Annotated in this window: 16 protein-coding genes; 9 read left to right on the forward strand and 7 right to left on the reverse strand. The window is 47.7% G+C overall.

The window, feature by feature from the left end:
• Window positions 1-12 precede the first annotated feature (12 nt).
• The 3 genes from NXT09_RS12765 to NXT09_RS12775 all read right to left on the reverse strand — a co-directional run bounded on the left by NXT09_RS12765 (window position 13) and on the right by NXT09_RS12775 (window position 2,993).
• Window positions 13-729, reverse strand: coding sequence for a hypothetical protein (locus tag NXT09_RS12765; protein WP_268579926.1), 717 nt, complete (start codon window positions 727-729; stop codon window positions 13-15).
• A 391-nt stretch (window positions 730-1,120) separates the two neighbouring features.
• A complete protein-coding gene (locus NXT09_RS12770) occupies window positions 1,121-1,978 on the reverse strand; it encodes a hypothetical protein (RefSeq protein ID WP_268579927.1) in 858 nt (285 codons plus the stop codon).
• A 430-nt stretch (window positions 1,979-2,408) separates the two neighbouring features.
• A complete protein-coding gene (locus NXT09_RS12775) occupies window positions 2,409-2,993 on the reverse strand; it encodes an NAD(P)H-dependent oxidoreductase (protein WP_268579928.1) in 585 nt (194 codons plus the stop codon).
• A gap of 116 nt (window positions 2,994-3,109) precedes the next feature.
• Here NXT09_RS12775 and NXT09_RS12780 point away from each other — a divergent pair, with 116 nt between their 5' ends.
• Entirely contained in the window at window positions 3,110-3,727 is a 618-nt protein-coding gene (locus NXT09_RS12780; protein WP_268579929.1) for a TetR/AcrR family transcriptional regulator, read from the forward strand.
• Window positions 3,728-3,986: 259 nt separating this feature from the next.
• Window positions 3,987-4,559 (forward strand): hypothetical protein, encoded by a 573-nt coding sequence (locus tag NXT09_RS12785; protein ID WP_268579931.1) that lies wholly within the window; start codon window positions 3,987-3,989, stop codon window positions 4,557-4,559.
• A gap of 151 nt (window positions 4,560-4,710) precedes the next feature.
• Here the strand turns inward: NXT09_RS12785 and NXT09_RS12790 are convergent, their stop codons facing one another.
• Window positions 4,711-4,881 (reverse strand): hypothetical protein, encoded by a 171-nt coding sequence (locus NXT09_RS12790; RefSeq protein ID WP_268579932.1) that lies wholly within the window; start codon window positions 4,879-4,881, stop codon window positions 4,711-4,713.
• A 302-nt stretch (window positions 4,882-5,183) separates the two neighbouring features.
• Between NXT09_RS12790 and NXT09_RS12795 the strand changes: the two genes are divergently transcribed.
• Window positions 5,184-5,585 carry a VOC family protein gene (locus tag NXT09_RS12795; RefSeq protein ID WP_268579933.1) on the forward strand — a complete coding sequence of 134 codons (402 nt, stop codon included), beginning with the start codon at window positions 5,184-5,186 and terminating at the stop codon, window positions 5,583-5,585.
• 216 nt (window positions 5,586-5,801) lie between these two features.
• Complete coding sequence (cueP, locus tag NXT09_RS12800; protein WP_268580041.1) at window positions 5,802-6,353, forward strand: copper-binding periplasmic metallochaperone CueP; 552 nt, start codon at window positions 5,802-5,804, stop codon at window positions 6,351-6,353.
• 106 nt (window positions 6,354-6,459) lie between these two features.
• Here the strand turns inward: cueP and NXT09_RS12805 are convergent, their stop codons facing one another.
• The gene (locus NXT09_RS12805; RefSeq protein ID WP_205553045.1) at window positions 6,460-7,353 is read right to left on the reverse strand and encodes an ABC transporter six-transmembrane domain-containing protein; all 894 of its coding nucleotides are present in this window, start codon (window positions 7,351-7,353) and stop codon (window positions 6,460-6,462) included.
• 92 nt (window positions 7,354-7,445) lie between these two features.
• On the opposite strand from NXT09_RS12805, the gene NXT09_RS12810 reads away from it, so the two are divergent.
• Window positions 7,446-8,018: a TetR/AcrR family transcriptional regulator gene (locus tag NXT09_RS12810; protein WP_268579934.1), complete on the forward strand. Its 573-nt coding sequence runs from the start codon at window positions 7,446-7,448 to the stop codon at window positions 8,016-8,018.
• Between the two features lie 59 nt (window positions 8,019-8,077).
• On the opposite strand, the gene NXT09_RS12815 is transcribed toward NXT09_RS12810, so the two are convergent.
• Together NXT09_RS12815 and NXT09_RS12820 are read right to left on the reverse strand one after the other, a co-directional pair.
• Entirely contained in the window at window positions 8,078-8,548 is a 471-nt protein-coding gene (locus NXT09_RS12815; RefSeq protein WP_240584643.1) for a FidL, read from the reverse strand.
• Window positions 8,535-9,308: a winged helix-turn-helix domain-containing protein gene (locus tag NXT09_RS12820; RefSeq protein ID WP_268579935.1), complete on the reverse strand. Its 774-nt coding sequence runs from the start codon at window positions 9,306-9,308 to the stop codon at window positions 8,535-8,537. The genes NXT09_RS12815 and NXT09_RS12820 overlap by 14 nt, the downstream gene beginning before the upstream one ends.
• 720 nt (window positions 9,309-10,028) lie before the next feature.
• Between NXT09_RS12820 and NXT09_RS12825 the strand changes: the two genes are divergently transcribed.
• The 4 genes from NXT09_RS12825 (at window position 10,029) to NXT09_RS12840 (ending at window position 15,065) form a co-directional block, all read left to right on the forward strand.
• Complete coding sequence (locus NXT09_RS12825; RefSeq protein ID WP_240584641.1) at window positions 10,029-10,577, forward strand: fimbrial protein; 549 nt, start codon at window positions 10,029-10,031, stop codon at window positions 10,575-10,577.
• Between the two features lie 225 nt (window positions 10,578-10,802).
• Complete coding sequence (locus NXT09_RS12830; RefSeq protein WP_268579937.1) at window positions 10,803-13,226, forward strand: fimbria/pilus outer membrane usher protein; 2,424 nt, start codon at window positions 10,803-10,805, stop codon at window positions 13,224-13,226.
• A gap of 37 nt (window positions 13,227-13,263) precedes the next feature.
• A complete protein-coding gene (locus tag NXT09_RS12835) occupies window positions 13,264-14,013 on the forward strand; it encodes a fimbrial biogenesis chaperone (protein ID WP_268579938.1) in 750 nt (249 codons plus the stop codon).
• 17 nt (window positions 14,014-14,030) lie between these two features.
• Window positions 14,031-15,065, forward strand: a complete 1,035-nt coding sequence (locus NXT09_RS12840; protein ID WP_268579939.1) for a hypothetical protein — start codon at window positions 14,031-14,033, stop codon at window positions 15,063-15,065.
• The last annotated feature ends 13 nt before the right edge of the window (window positions 15,066-15,078 follow it).

A 15,078-nucleotide genomic window follows, 5' to 3' on the forward strand; every position in this document is an offset into this window, starting at 1 on the left:
CGTAAGTCGGAATCAGACCGAGAAGGTGTGGGTTGCCGCCAGCGTGGTCTGCTTTAGCTGTGCGTCTTGAGTGGAGTAGCCAGAGGAAAATAGCCCCAGCGTATAGGTCGTACCGCGCGTCAGCAGGATATTATTGAAGGAAACCGTGCTCTTAGCGTTGCTGCTGGTCGCTGGCGAACGCCATTTGGGTTTCTGTTTATAGGATGCGGTCACCCCTTCCCATATCCCTACCCAGGTATTGGAATCCGCGGGGCTGAAACCTGGCAACATATTTATTTGCGCCACTAATGAGGTGGAACCTCGCTTAAACACATCAACAGAGGATGTTAGTACTGTGTAGTCGTCATCGCTATCGGAGGGAACAAGCACGGAAGCAACAACGTTACTGTATTTTGACCCAGTACCGGACGTGTTCAGCGGGCCAACGCCATAGCCGATAATATAGGACAGCGTAGTGACATCCAGACCATCAAAAGACTGTGAACCAGAAGGGCTATTACCAACCACTGGAGCGGAATCGATGGCATCAGTAGACCAGGGAATCTCATCACCTGATTGCCAGATATAGAGAATATTGCCATAGGTACTGGGTTGGTTAGCGTTAGGCCCACTGTAATCAACACTGATTTGATTCGCCGTCACTGAGCTGGGATCGGTAGTCACAATGATATTTTGATCGGCAGTGGCAGAAAGACCGAGTTCGACCTGCAGGACTTTATCAACAGACATAATACTCTCCTAATATCAATACAATGATACAGACAGTAATGGTCAGGACAATAAAAGAGCAGCATCATCCATATCCATACGTGATGCCCCAAAAAGGTAAGATAAACTTACTTTTTGTAGAGGTGATCTTAAAATAGACCAATTTTTATACATAAATTTAGTTTTCTTTAAAAAAAGACATAGACGCAACATTAAGCAATAAAAAAGAATAAAATAAATAAAAACAAGAAATTATTAGATTTGTATTTTGATAAATAAAAAAATAACAGTTTCATCAGCATTTTTACCGCCGAGATTTATCTTTGAATCAGATTCTTCAACCGATCATAATGATAAGACACATTAATTATTGTGGTTATAATTTAACCAGTTTAGTATTTTCCCAGATCAATCAGTTTGAAAAGGTGGCGGTACAGGCGAGGCGTTGCAGATCCAGCGTCAGAGCCTTAGAGCTGTAGCCGCTGGTGTAAAGTCCGAGGGTATATTTTTGTCCACTGACAATAGAAAGTTCATTGATTCCCGCCGTGCCAGCATTGGTATCAATCGCAATTGCAGCAAACCATTTTGGCGGAGTCGTCCAGGAAATACTTTCTCCTTCCCATAGTCCGATCCAACTATTAGAAGCTTTGGCATTAAAACCAGGTAAAAACGCAAAATCGCAGGCAAGCGAACTCACGCCAACGAAAGTGGGTGTAATGCTGCATCTGTTCGGTTCTGCCACACGACGTTGCTCTCCCGCCAACTGTGCCGGAATATAAGCAGATGCCACCACGTTCAGATAACGAGACCATTCCCCTTCCACATGCTGCGGCCCGACGGCATACCCAAGAATGTAAGCCCCAGCGGATATCTCTACATTGTCCAGATTTTGATCGCCATCTGGCAAGTTGAGCAAGATTGCGCTTTGCGCCACAGCCGGGCTGCTCCACGGTACTTCATCGTTGGAAACCGGCCAGAGAAAAACCTGATTCTGATAATCCGCAGGCTGGTTGCCACTCAGAGTGTGATAGCTAAAATTCAGTAGAGTGCCAGCAACCAGATTGATGCTCAGCATCGTCGCCTGCTGCGTAATCGCCGAGTCCGCCAGCAATACCATGGGCTCATTGCCGTTTTGCCCCCCTAATGGCGGATGCAGAGCAATGGGCAATTGATTGGGTACCCGCTGTTTCACTGGTACCTCAGTTCGTGCATGAAAAGGCAACGACACCATCGTTGCCAACCCCCCAGCCAGAAAATCTCGCCGCTTCACTTTTTTCTCCCTGAGGCACGCCTGTTATGGCTATTGGCAGATAGTGCTTATCAAGTGAGTATTACATGGTTTTAGTGATTGATTATCAAACAACCAAAATTGTTATCAGGCCAAGCAAAGCGATATTCCGTCTTGGCAGAGAGATGGCATACCTTTATCGAAGCATGCTCTCTAATATGCTCAGCGAAATTCATATATTTCCCTTTATTCTCTGATTTCATAGCGAGGATGAGGTTACGATCTAGCACGTCATTGATGACGATACGTAAAGTATGCGGAAATGAGGCTAAAAACATATCATCCGTTTGGCCGAACGGTAATCAGCCATCTACCATCCGGCCAGAAGAAATAAGGGATTAAAACGTCATGATTTAAAGACGCTATTATTTTAAAAATAGGATTTGTTATCGATAGCTTAAAATAACGACTACTAGAAAATGCGGCCACCAATATGGCGCGCGGCATCGATACACGCCTCTGGCGTTCCCAACTCCGGCATCAGTAGCATTTCAGACGTCAATACTGAAGCACCGCAGTAGTCAAATATTCCGTGATCGATCTGTGCATGAAAGGCGTCCGCATAGCCACGCTTTTCAAATGTTCTCTGGTTAGCAGCACCCAGCGCTACAAGATGCACCGGTAAATGCCCCAGTTTCTTTATCACATTCCCATCAGCGCTTTCTTCATAGGCCCAACCATTTGAAAACACGCGGTCAATCCACCCTTTCAGCAGCCCCGGCATGGACCACCAATAAATCGGGAACACCAGCACCAGCGCATCTGCGTTATCAATACGCGATTGCTCAGCAATGACGTCAGGCGGTGTTGCACCTGTACACTGGAAAGCCGCCATATCTGACACAGAAAACACCGGGTTAAAGCCTTCCTGGGTAAGATCTGCGATTTCAAACGTATTTTCTGGGTTTGCCCCAACGATCCCTTCCGCAATCGCGGTAGCGACACTGTGCGTTAGTGAGGTATGAACAGGATGAGAAACGACAAGTAATGCATGCATTCCGGATACTCCTATTGCTATAGAACGATGTCAGCGATAATCTAATATACTAACAGTAACCTACTATTGGTAAGTTACTTTTGGTACATAAGAATGTCAACAGGATAATATCGCCAATGTCCAAACCACAGGCACGACAGCGTTTATCAAGAGAAGATCGCCATAGACAGCTGATCAAAGCCGCCTGGCAAATTATTCGGGAAGAAGGTACGGAAGCGCTGACGCTCGGGCATCTGGCGGAACAGGCAGGTGTAACGAAGCCGGTGGTTTACGATCACTTTACTAACCGTTCGGGGCTGTTAGCTGCACTTTATAAGGAATACGATGCCCGCCAGACGGCAATTATGGATGACATTATCCGTAAAACGGAGCCCGTACTCGATCAGTTGGCCGCAGTGATTGCCACTTCTTACATTGATTGCGTACTGCTTCAGGGCCGTGAAATGCCTAATGTCATGGCGGCGCTCACTGGAACCCCCGAGCTTGAGCAAATCAGGCAAGAGTACGATGCCACCTTCACGGAAAAATGCCGCGATCTCTTTGCCCCATTCTGCGCGGACAAGCCTCTTCATGACGCCGCATTACGCGCGATGCTCGGTTCCGCCGAAGGATTATCTTATGCCGCCGTTAAAGGGATCATTACGGAGCAGCAGGCTAAAGATGAACTGTTCCACGTGATTGTCGCGATGGTGCAAAGGTGTAGCGCAGGGCATAAAATTACCAGTTCCCATTAGAAGATAGTCGTAAAGGGTCAGCGCGCCATCCTGACCACTTTACCAACCCTTTCTCAGAATGATTCAGCAAAGCCTATTGAGCTGTGCCGATAAATCACACCATTCCCTCCGCTATTTCCCCTACTCCCTTTAATAATTTACAAACCAGAGTATCAGTTCTATGTTTTTTTAAGCGGGTCATTGTAATTTTCAATTTCTTAGCACGAATATGATTTTACATTCCAACTATTACATACCTCAAGATATAAGGAATTTTCATATGCCTAATACTGATGACGCCCTAATAAATGCGATTGTAGCTAATAATAAACTTATGGAGATAAATGATTGCCCAGGTGTTCCCACTCAAATTAGTCGTGCTGTTTATGGCAAGACACAGGATGATTCTGGCAGTGGAACTGTGATTGAAAATAACAAAGACATGCAGAAAAACATTAATATCGCCATCGGGTTCCCTGGAGCCAATTCAGAGACTGCCGTGTGGCATTTCCTTGTTGGGCCGACCGTGCACCACTTTGTCGTCATTCCATGGTATCAACACACAATACCGCAAGGGTGGGTTTATACCGTCTTTATGGCATATGAAAATGAATATTCTGTTGGAAAATATGTAAAACATACCGCGCCGGCACCTTCGGAGGCTAAGGGCTACAAAAAGATATGGACAAAAAGCGATCTAAGCAAGATGTTTTCAGATCTATTAACGAGCGATACCGCATGGAAAGAATATTTTGGCCCAACTGGCAAACCTAAAGCCCAAAAAATAACATACTGGAAATACAAAGTAATTTCATTAAACACGGCAATCGCTAATGTAAATAAATATAGCTAGAAAAAGCTTAGTAATTCAGCAATGACAACAGAAAGTGTCGCCAGACCGGGGCTCGAAAAAACATAGAGCCCCCATCAATCTTGATTTTCTGTAGGAAAAAAATTCCCCACTGGCGTCTGAGGCATAATATTACTCTCTGTTTTATTTTCTCTCAGGTACGACATGACTTCTGCGCTTCATAATTCTGACTAAACTGAATAGCACTTTCTATGGAAAGCGAAGCGACAGCATAAAGCTCTGCATCGTCTAAACGTTGCAATCCTTTTGCAAAATTTTTCGCAATAGTTCCGGTACCCATGATTGCCCATCTTATTTTTTTCATATTTTCACTCTTAAAATATCCGGAGAGGTGGTTTTTATATTTCCCCAAAAACAATAAAAAAAATCAAAAAAACCAGAAAAAGAAGACAAAATCGAAGCTATCATGACTTTTATTGAAGGGATGATCGTGAGAGCGGAATTTATTGGCCTAACCAGCGGCGAGGATGTTTATCGCCAGCACGCCAGACGGTTAGCTTTCCCTCCCCCCTTATCAGTAATAACCCGGCGCCTATCACACATCGGTAAAGCAAACCGACGATCAAGTCGTCGTCATTAACTTTATCTCTCATTGAGGAAGTAACCATGAACTCACCACTCACACAAGGCGTTCACCATATTGGTTTGGCGGTATCAGCACTGGAAGAAAGCTCGCACTTTTTTACCTCGCTTCTAGGATGGAAAGAGGTAAAACGAAAAGAGGATTATCCCGCTATTTTTGTCAGCGATGGAACGGTAATGCTCACACTGTGGCAGGTACAAACCAGCGAGCCAGTTCAGTTCGATCGAAAAAGTAATGTCGGCTTGCATCATCTTGCCATTAAGGTTGATAGCAAAGCGACGCTGCTTGAGATCGCTGAGAAATTATCAGCGCATAACATCAACATTGAATTCGCGCCCGCTCTGGTTAGCGGTGGCCCGGCAATGCATATGATGTGCTACGAGCCAAGCGGGATCCGTATCGAGTTTTACTGGTCAGGTCAGTAAATGCGATTTAAGAACACCTGACTCATGAGCCACATCAATAATGGCGCTGATATCACCGCCATTCACCCTGATTTAAAATTGACCAAAATCAATAAAAAATCAGTAAATACATTACTTTACCTTTCTATACTTCCCACCTTTTGACCTTCCCGTAGGGGGAAGGTGTAACGTCATAAGTTGTGATTCCAAGCTAATGACTCTAATTGAGGGGAAATGATGATGAAGATAAAGATGATGTCGGCGCTGCTTGCTCTGACACTGAGCGGGCCGGGTTTCGCTGCGGCGACGGACGCCAACGCGTTTCTGGCTAAACAAGGGCTGGCGGGGAAAAGCGTCGAGCAGATCGTCGATACGATCGATCAATCGCCGCAGGCAAGACCGTTGCCCTACAGCGCGTCGATTACCAGCAAAGAACTGAAATTATCCGATGGGCAGCAGCAATATAGCTATCCGCTGGGCAATAAATTCTATCTCTCATTCGCCCCTTATATTCAGCAAACGCATCCCTGCTTCAACCACAGTTTATCTGGGTGTCAGGGCGAACTCACCAATACCGCATTTGACGTAAAAATCACGGATAAAGCCGGTAACGTTATCGTGCAAAAAACACTGAGCAGCCACCAGAACGGTTTTGTCGGCGTATGGTTACCGCGCAATATTGAAGGAACAATTAGTGTTACCTATCAGGGGCGCGTGGCAAGTTCACCGTTTGCGACCTATGACGACAGTCAGACCTGCATGACGACACTGCCATTGAAAGAGGCGTAGCAGAAAGCCGTCGCGAACACAGAATAAGAAACCCAGCGCCATCGCTGGGTTTTTTGTTCAGCGGGGAAGCTGGCGTATTACTTATTTCATCGCCCCCGCGATTTACTCACACCACGCCCGTATCCACGCGCTTACCGATATCTTTTAGCTGCGAGTATTTTTCTAACAGGCCGGGCGCGTCGTCCAGACTCATGGCAAACATCCACATGTAGGTCATCACCGAATAGATATGCCCCGCATTGGTTCCGCCGTTAAGCGTCATATACACAATCGTCAGTGAAAACAGGACGGCAGCGGCGGCCCCGATAGCCAGATAGCCCAGCGCTTCACGATCCGACAGGCGAATGCGCAGCCCAGCCAGCACATGGTAATGCTTGGTCAATGAAGCCGCCGTCGCGCTGCTGACAAAGCCAACCTCTTTTTCCAGACGGTTATTTAATTTGCCAAACAAGGCTTCATTCTTGCGTGTATAGCTTGGCAGGAACAACGCGAAAAACAGCAGAATGACGATACAGGCCACGCCCGCCCAGGATTCAATCACCAGCAACATCACGGCCGCACCGATGATCGACGCCAGCGACGTGATCAACACCGGAAGATGGATTTCAAAAAAATCCACGAACTCGCGTGAGAGGGCCACGCGCGCCGCGATAGTTGAGTGATTATGGTTTTCTTTTCTCTGCGCCAGAATCACTGGGACAGCCAGTGCAGCATAAATACGGGCGAACGTGCGGGTATCCACACTGCGCCGCGCCGCGCCAATCGCCCACATAATGAACACCATCAGCGCATACAGCACCGCGTGCCAAGGCTGAGCGTTCAGAATAGCGTTAATGGCGAAACCCGCCATCAGGGGATAAAGAAGGTAAGTCACATTCTCCGCCACGACTAACAGCAGAGTGAGAATCAGTTTTTTGCCATGCAGCTTTCCGAGTTTTTTAAGGGTGACAGCGGCACTATGCGAAACCTTGAGCGGTTCGCTGATATTATGGGTTTGCATGAGAATCGTATTTAACAGAGTTATACTTGAGCGGTTGCTCAAGAGAAAAAATTGTATTTGAGCACTTGCTCAAAGTCAACGCGGGGACGGTAATGAAAGAGACGACGAAAGCGCTAAAAGACAAAATCTTTGATGGCGCAATCGAGCTGTTTATTGAGAAAGGGATAGAGAAAGTCACCACGCGCGAACTGGCGGAACACGTTGGTATTTCGCGCAGCCATCTTTATCACTACTTTCCTGACTGGCAAACACTGTCGATTGAGGCGCTAACGGCGTTCATGCAGGCGGATTTGGAAGAGGTTGCAGCAGGAATCGCCACATTACCGCCGAAAGAGAAACTGCATGCGCTGGTGAAGAATTACTTGCCGGATACCACCGATGTCATCTGGAATCTGTATGGCTCGCTATGGCAGTTGGCCGTTCACAATACCGCTTACGCAGAACTCGCCCATGTAATGACAGAGAAATGGTTTGCCTTACTGGAAGAGATCATCGCATCAGGCGTCGCGTCCGGTGCTTTCAAAAATACCGATACTCAGCGCGTTTCCCGCCAGCTAGGCGCGCTGTTAAACGGCTACTCTGACCATCTGATTATTAACCCTACGCCTGCTGATTTTCAGCAAGCAACGGAAGATATTGATGACTTCATACAGCGCGTGTTGTGAAGCGCATGAGCAGCACGCCCAGAATTGCGATTAATGTGTACACGCCGTTTCAACACGCATTAATCGCGGATATTACAGGCCATTTTTGATTGGACGGTGCTAATCAGATAAGCATACTTCGTCAACATTTCGAACTGGATGACATCATTTTCAGCCAGGATGGGGATCGCTTCATCGGGTGCATTATCATTGATATTCTTATTAATCACGATATTGTTCACCACCAGACGGTTCCCTTCCCACACTGAATCAAAGCTGAACGTGCGCCGAATCGTTAGCGGTACGCCGTCTTCACCGAGGTAAAAGCCGTTGACCAACACCAGCGCCCTGTTTTGTTTATTGAGATAAAAATAGACGTCATATTCCTTTCTGATTTGTTGATCTTCTACGTAGTGCTTTACCTCAGCCTGACAGACCAGCGGATTTCGGTATAAATTACTTTTTAAATAAAAAAGGATTCCCAGCGTAAATGAAATAAAAAGCACTAATACAGTGCAAAAAATCTTCTTTCTGACTTTAATTATTAACATAAGTTACACATCCCTTCCCATCTTTCTTGCAGGAAATAACGATTTCACTTTTCTTATCCAGCATTCCAGATATAACGATTTTTTTCGACAGGAAGAACAACGTGTTGTCGGTACACAGATTTTCATAGTCGGTCGGAAGGGGATAACCTACGCTGTCATATAAATAGAAAAGATCGCATTTCCCACTCATCTTAACGTCAACAAGGTGTCGATACGGGAAGCGATTTGCGCTTACCAGCGCGATCAGAAAAACCCCCACTATCGTTATCCAGATGAGAAGAAACCGGATGTATTGCTGTTTTTTTACTGGCTCAGAGATGGCGCGGTGTTTTATAGAAAACGGCTTTTTTTCTTCGTAAACCTCCTCTTCAACGTTCTTCTCACCTCCCTGATTTAGCGTTTCTTTCTCTTCTTTTCCCCCATTATCTGTTGGATAGAAAACAATGCTTTTCGCGTTAAAAACAATACCCAGCTTGGGGATGGTTACAATCGAATCCGCAAGGTCGAATTCGCGTAATACCTTCCTTAGCAGAGATAAATAGTTGTTTAAATTATTAAGAGAAGGGCAAAGTGCGTGCTTTTCCAATGCCTCTTTCAACAAAAATTCGCGGCTTAGCGTTACCCCTGGATTCTCAATGAACAAGCAGAGCAATCGAGAAATAGGAAGGCTCAGAGAGATGGCTTCATTTTCACGTTCTATCCATGCTAGTGTTCCTTCTCCCTCATTAAAAATGATTAAATCATTAATCAAATAAACCATACGTACTTTTTCCATCAAGATTAAGAAGCGCTATTCATTTGTTATAATCAGCCTGATAGATACATCACTTATGATAATAAAACCTATGGAATAGTCTTAAATTTACTACGCCATGACAAAAAACACGTTATCTATAAAAAATAAATTATATATGCAATCTCACAGGCTCTATCTCAGGCAAGGATAAAAACTTACCTATTTATTGTCAAAGATTATTTACCCTTCATTTAAGATCTATATAAATAAAAAGACATTTCATTATTTTTATAAAGCAGAAAACATTTCACCCCATATCAACCCAGAAGATAGAAAATAACAAATAAGACATTGAATTAAAATAAATTATCTCGACAATTATATTTATAGCCCATTATGTCTTGTTAGGACATCAAAACCCAAAAACAGAACAAAAACCTAAATAAATATAAATTTTAAAGATTTAAACTAAATAAAACTAACTAAAACAATATATTTGACCACAAAGCCACTCAGCACTACCATCTCCCCTGTTCCAGAGCCACTGATTAGGCAAGCGGGAAATATATTCCCTACGTGAAAATACGATAAACCGCTACCCCGTCAGTAAAGGCATTACAAAAGAGAAGGTATTAGTCGTTATGAATGAACGTATGAGTATTCATGAGAGTAGTGCTCACGTTTAAACATTCGCTTCTAAACACATTCACTTCTAAACAAAGTAACCAACAGAGAGAGCATAATATGAAATTATCAAAAATCACCCTGGCATCCCTTATCTCCGTCATATTGTCTGCCGGCGCATATGCTGCAGATTCACATAATGGATCGGTGACGTTCAAAGGAAAAATTATTGATACGCCTTGCTCAGTATCTCAGGATGATTTGCACCAAACGGTCGAATTTGGCGAAATCAGTAAAACCGTGCTGGAAAACGGTGGCACCTCCGAAATTAAGCCGTTTGATATCACATTAAAAGATTGCAGTCTGGATACCGCGACCAGCGCCAAAATTGTTTTCTCCGGCGGCGTGGCATCTGGCACCAATAATGAACTGCTGGCATTAAACGGCAGCGCAACTGGTGCAGGTATTGCCGTTGAACGTGTTGGCGAAAAAATTAAATTCGACGGAACCACACCAGCCGTTCCAGCAACACCATTGGCAAATGGAGATAATATCTTCTCCTTCACGTCTTATGTCGCAAAACTGCCAACCCCCCAGGAAGGGGAATCGCCAGTAATCACGACCGGTTCCTTCGCCAGCACGGCTAATTTTGTTGTGTCCTATCAATAACATTCTGTTGCGCTAACAATCTATTGCGCTAACAACAGGGATAGGCAATCAAATGGGGGAGGCCTCCTCCCCTAATATCTTATTTATTCCACATATCGATTGATATGAATGGATAACCACAATGCGGCATCTATTCAAGTATCTATTCCTATGGCAATGAAGAATATTACATTCAAAGAAAAAATAAAATTCGCGTTATTTCGCTGCGGTATTTTTATTTTTTCTTTGAATACAACATCGCTCAGTGCAACGGAATTTAACGTTAACGTACTGGATGTCGACGATCGTACTGAAATTGATCTTAGCCATTTTTCCGATCCCGAATACGTCACGCCCGGCACCTATCTTTTATCAATTAAAGTCAACGCACGTGAAATACAACAGCAGATGATTGATTACCTGCCGGAAGGCAATCATCGCGCTCGGCCAACGTCCTGCCTCTCGCCCGAACTCGTCGATAAACTGGCACTGAAAAAAGAGGCGCGTGACAAAGCCGAATTATGGAATAACGGTGCGTGTGTCGATCTGACGCCTATCGCTGGCGTCACCGTCTCTAACCAGATAGGCATGGGAACGCTAAATATTACGATCCCGCAGGCCTGGCTAGCGTACAGCGATCGCAACTGGATTCCACCCGAACAATGGGACCACGGCATCAACGGTGCGCTGCTGGACTACAACCTCGTCGGGAACGTGCGCCGTGATACCAATGGCAAAGGCACATCACACTATCTCAGCAGCTACGGCACCACCGGATTTAATCAGGGAGCCTGGCGCTATCGCGCTGATTACCGCTATTTTCTGCAAAAATCGCGCAACGCGAATCGCGATCGTTTCTCGTGGGATCAGTTTTACGCCTATCGTCCGCTGCCAACGCTTTCAGCCGATCTCAAGCTGGGGGAAATGTATTTCAGCAGCAATCTATTCGATAGCTATCGCTTTACCGGCGTGTCATTAGCCAATAACGAGAACATGCTTCCCCCTTCGCTGCGCGGCTATGCGCCCGAAATTCGCGGCGTCGCCAAGTCAAACGCGACGGTGACCGTCACGCAAAATGGCAGGCTGATCTATGAAACCACCGTGCCTGCTGGCCCCTTTGCCATTCAGGATATGAAGAACGGCGTCAGCGGCACGCTGGATGTGCGTGTGACGGAAGAAGACGGTACGGTGACGACATTCCAGACCGAATCGGCCAACCTGCCTTACCTGACGCGGCCGGGGCACGTGCAGTACAAACTCGCTGCCGGTAAACCCTCAAATACCAACCACCGTCTGCAAGGTCCGGCCTTTTCTGCTGCCGAAGCCTCATGGGGATTATCCAACGCGTGGTCGGTGTACGGCGGCGGCATGTTGTCCGATGGCTACCAGTCCTGGTCGGCAGGCATCGGGAAGAACCTCTACCTGCTGGGCGCACTGTCGGCGGATATCACACAGTCACGCGCGACGTTCCCGGCAACGTCCGCGTCGCAGATGGGGCATGCTTTCTCGCTCAACTGGTCTAAATACTTCAACTCGATCGATAGCCAGATCAGTTTCGCGGGCTACCGCTTTTCAGAAAAGACCTACATGAGCATGGCGCAATATCTCTATGCGCTGAATCTCGATAGTCGCTATCGCAATGAAAAAGAGCGCTACACCATTACGCTCTCCAAAAATTTCGCGACGCGGGAATCATCTTCCGTGCTGAGCGGGCTATCGACCTACGTTACCTATACGCGCCAAACCTACTGGAATGAAGCCGAGCAGGATCGCTACGGGGTTTCACTGAACAAATATTTCGATATCGGCGCATTGAAAGGCATTGCCGCGAATCTCTCGGTCTATCGCACCGAATTCAACCGCCGTACCGATGACAGCCTGTATCTGAGCTTTTCTATCCCGCTCGGAGAGAAGGATCGCCTGAGCTACAGCATGGGGCGCTACAACGACGGCAGCAATCAGGCGCTGACCTATTCCAACAATGCCGAGCCGCGCCGCACCTGGAATCTGAGCACCCGGCACGACAGCAAAGAGAACACTTACCTGAGCGGCAACTATACCCATCTGGCACCGATGACGGATGCCGCCGTGGGCGTCGCCTGGCAGCAGGATCGCTATACCTACCTGCACGGTTCATTGCGCGGCGGGATTACCGCCACCCGCCACGGCGTCGCAGCACACCCGAAAGGCAATCAGGGCGGCACACGCATCATGGTCGATGCAGGCCAAGCGGGCGTGCCATTCACCGGTAGTCAGGTCGAGACCAATCGCTATGGTCTGGCCGTGATTGCCGGCACCAGCAGCTACTACGACGTGTCGACCCGCATTGATGTTCAGAAATTACCGCAACACATTGAAGCGGTAACGACGGTGGTTCAAGGCACGCTGACCGAAGGCGCCATCGGCTACCGCAAGTTCGACGTAGTGAGCGGGGCAAAAATCCTGGCGCACGTCGCGCTGGCCGATGGCAAAAATCCCCCGTTCGCCGCCCAGATCAAAAACAAGAAAGGCCGCGATATCGCCATGATCGCCAACGGCGGTCAGGCCTACATCACGGGCGTGTCGCCTGACGAAACGCTGTCCGTCATCTGGGAGGGGAGAACACAGTGTGCCATCACCCTGCCCGCCACCTTAAATCACCTTGATGCCCTGCTACTTCCCTGTAAATAAGCGGCGCGAAGAAAGAGAAAAATCTGGAGAGTACGTTATGAAACACACATTTTATCAGCGAGCAGCAGGATTCATTATCGGCTGCCTGTTTTTGATGCCCACAGCCTACAGCGCACTGAGCCTCGATCGCACCCGCGTTATTTTTAACGATGAGGAGCAATCCGCGACGGTCATGCTGATGAACCAAAATACGGAGAATCCGTTTCTGGCGCAGTCCTGGCTGACGGACGATCGGCACAATAAAGTGACGACGCCGCTGATGGTGCTGCCGCCATTACAGCGCATAGAAGCAAAAGGATATAGCCTGATCCGTCTGGTCAAAACAGAGCAAATCAGCCAATTACCAACCGACCGCGAATCGCTGTTTTACCTTAACGTCCGGGAAATTCCGCCCAAGACGGACAAGCCCAACGTATTACAGATCGCCATTCAGTCTGAAATTAAGGTGTTCTTCCGCCCCCGTGGCGTAAAGCCAGCCAAAGACGAAATATGGCAGGAAAAACTGATCGTCCGCAAAACAGGAAACACCTTTCAGGTAGAAAACCCCACGCCGTACTACATCACGGTCAGCGGCATTCTGAAACAGCCCAAAGCGACGCGCGCCAACCCCACCAGCCTGCTGAAGGGAAACGCCTTTATGGTTTCACCACGCTCAACGCTGTCGATTGAAGTGAATGACGGCGCGGTCGATCGCTTCTATCTGTACTACGTCAATGACTACGGCGGCCATCTGGAATTGCCTTTTACCTGCGCGCAAAACCAGTGCCAGCCCGTCATCCGTAAATAAGCCACAGGGAACCCGCCATGTCTTGGTTAGCTGCTCGTCAACATCGCTATGTCGCCCTCTGCGCGTCGCTCTTTTTCGGCTTAACGGCGTTTAACGCCAACGCGCTGGAATGCCGGCTGGGCACCGTGACCGGCCCGGTAAACGATTATGAGGATATCGGTACGCTAAAAATCCCCGCGACCTTGCCTATCGGCAGCCGTCTGTGGACATCAAAACCCTATACCCGCAACCTGGCCTGCTGGGCATATAAATCCGTACGCCCACAGGGTGAGATGTCCTATTTCTATCCCAACCCTGAAGGCAAGGCCATCAGCCAAGGGGTCGGAATTGGCATCATCTATAACGGACAGGATCTCGGGGTGATTACCAACGGCGGCACCACCGCATCCCGCGTCTCCACAGGACAGTGGATCTTACCGGGCCCAAGCGGCTCATCACCGCCGTCCAACCCGACGATGCTGAATGTCACGGTACAGCTCTATCTCGAAAAAACGGGAAATATCACCGATACCACGGCGGGAGTCGATTCGTTGCGCGTCTTCCAGATCGACGGCGAAGGGGGCATCAACAACAAACCCGACAGCAACTATGGCCTCAGCCTGTCAGGACTACACGGCATCGACATTATGCAATGCGCCGCGAAGATCAACGTCTCGCCCGACAGCTATGTCGATTTTGGTACGGTCCGAGCGTGGTCGGGTACAGAGGCCAACGCACTGGCGCAAACGGAATTCCACATCAACGTATCGACCGACGGCGGAGAAGACTGCGGAAAAGGGTTCGATCTGGATATCAACTTTGATGCCTCGTCGCGGGGAAATTCACTCGTCGGGATAGACGGCATGAACATGGGAAATGGCTCCACGCTGAAGATCGAAGATACGCGCAGCGGCAATAACGTGGTGTTTAACCAGTTCATCGGTCTGGTTGACGGCCTGACGGCATCGAGCGGCCAGGTTGAACGACGTTATACAGCACGGCTCTATGCGGCCGGCCCTGCCGTGATAGGCGATACCGAGAAAAATATTATCCTACGGTTTAATTATCATTAATCCGTCTTCCTAC

The sequence above is a fragment of the Pectobacterium jejuense genome, from assembly GCF_026800125.1.
Classification (GTDB): domain Bacteria; phylum Pseudomonadota; class Gammaproteobacteria; order Enterobacterales; family Enterobacteriaceae; genus Pectobacterium; species Pectobacterium jejuense.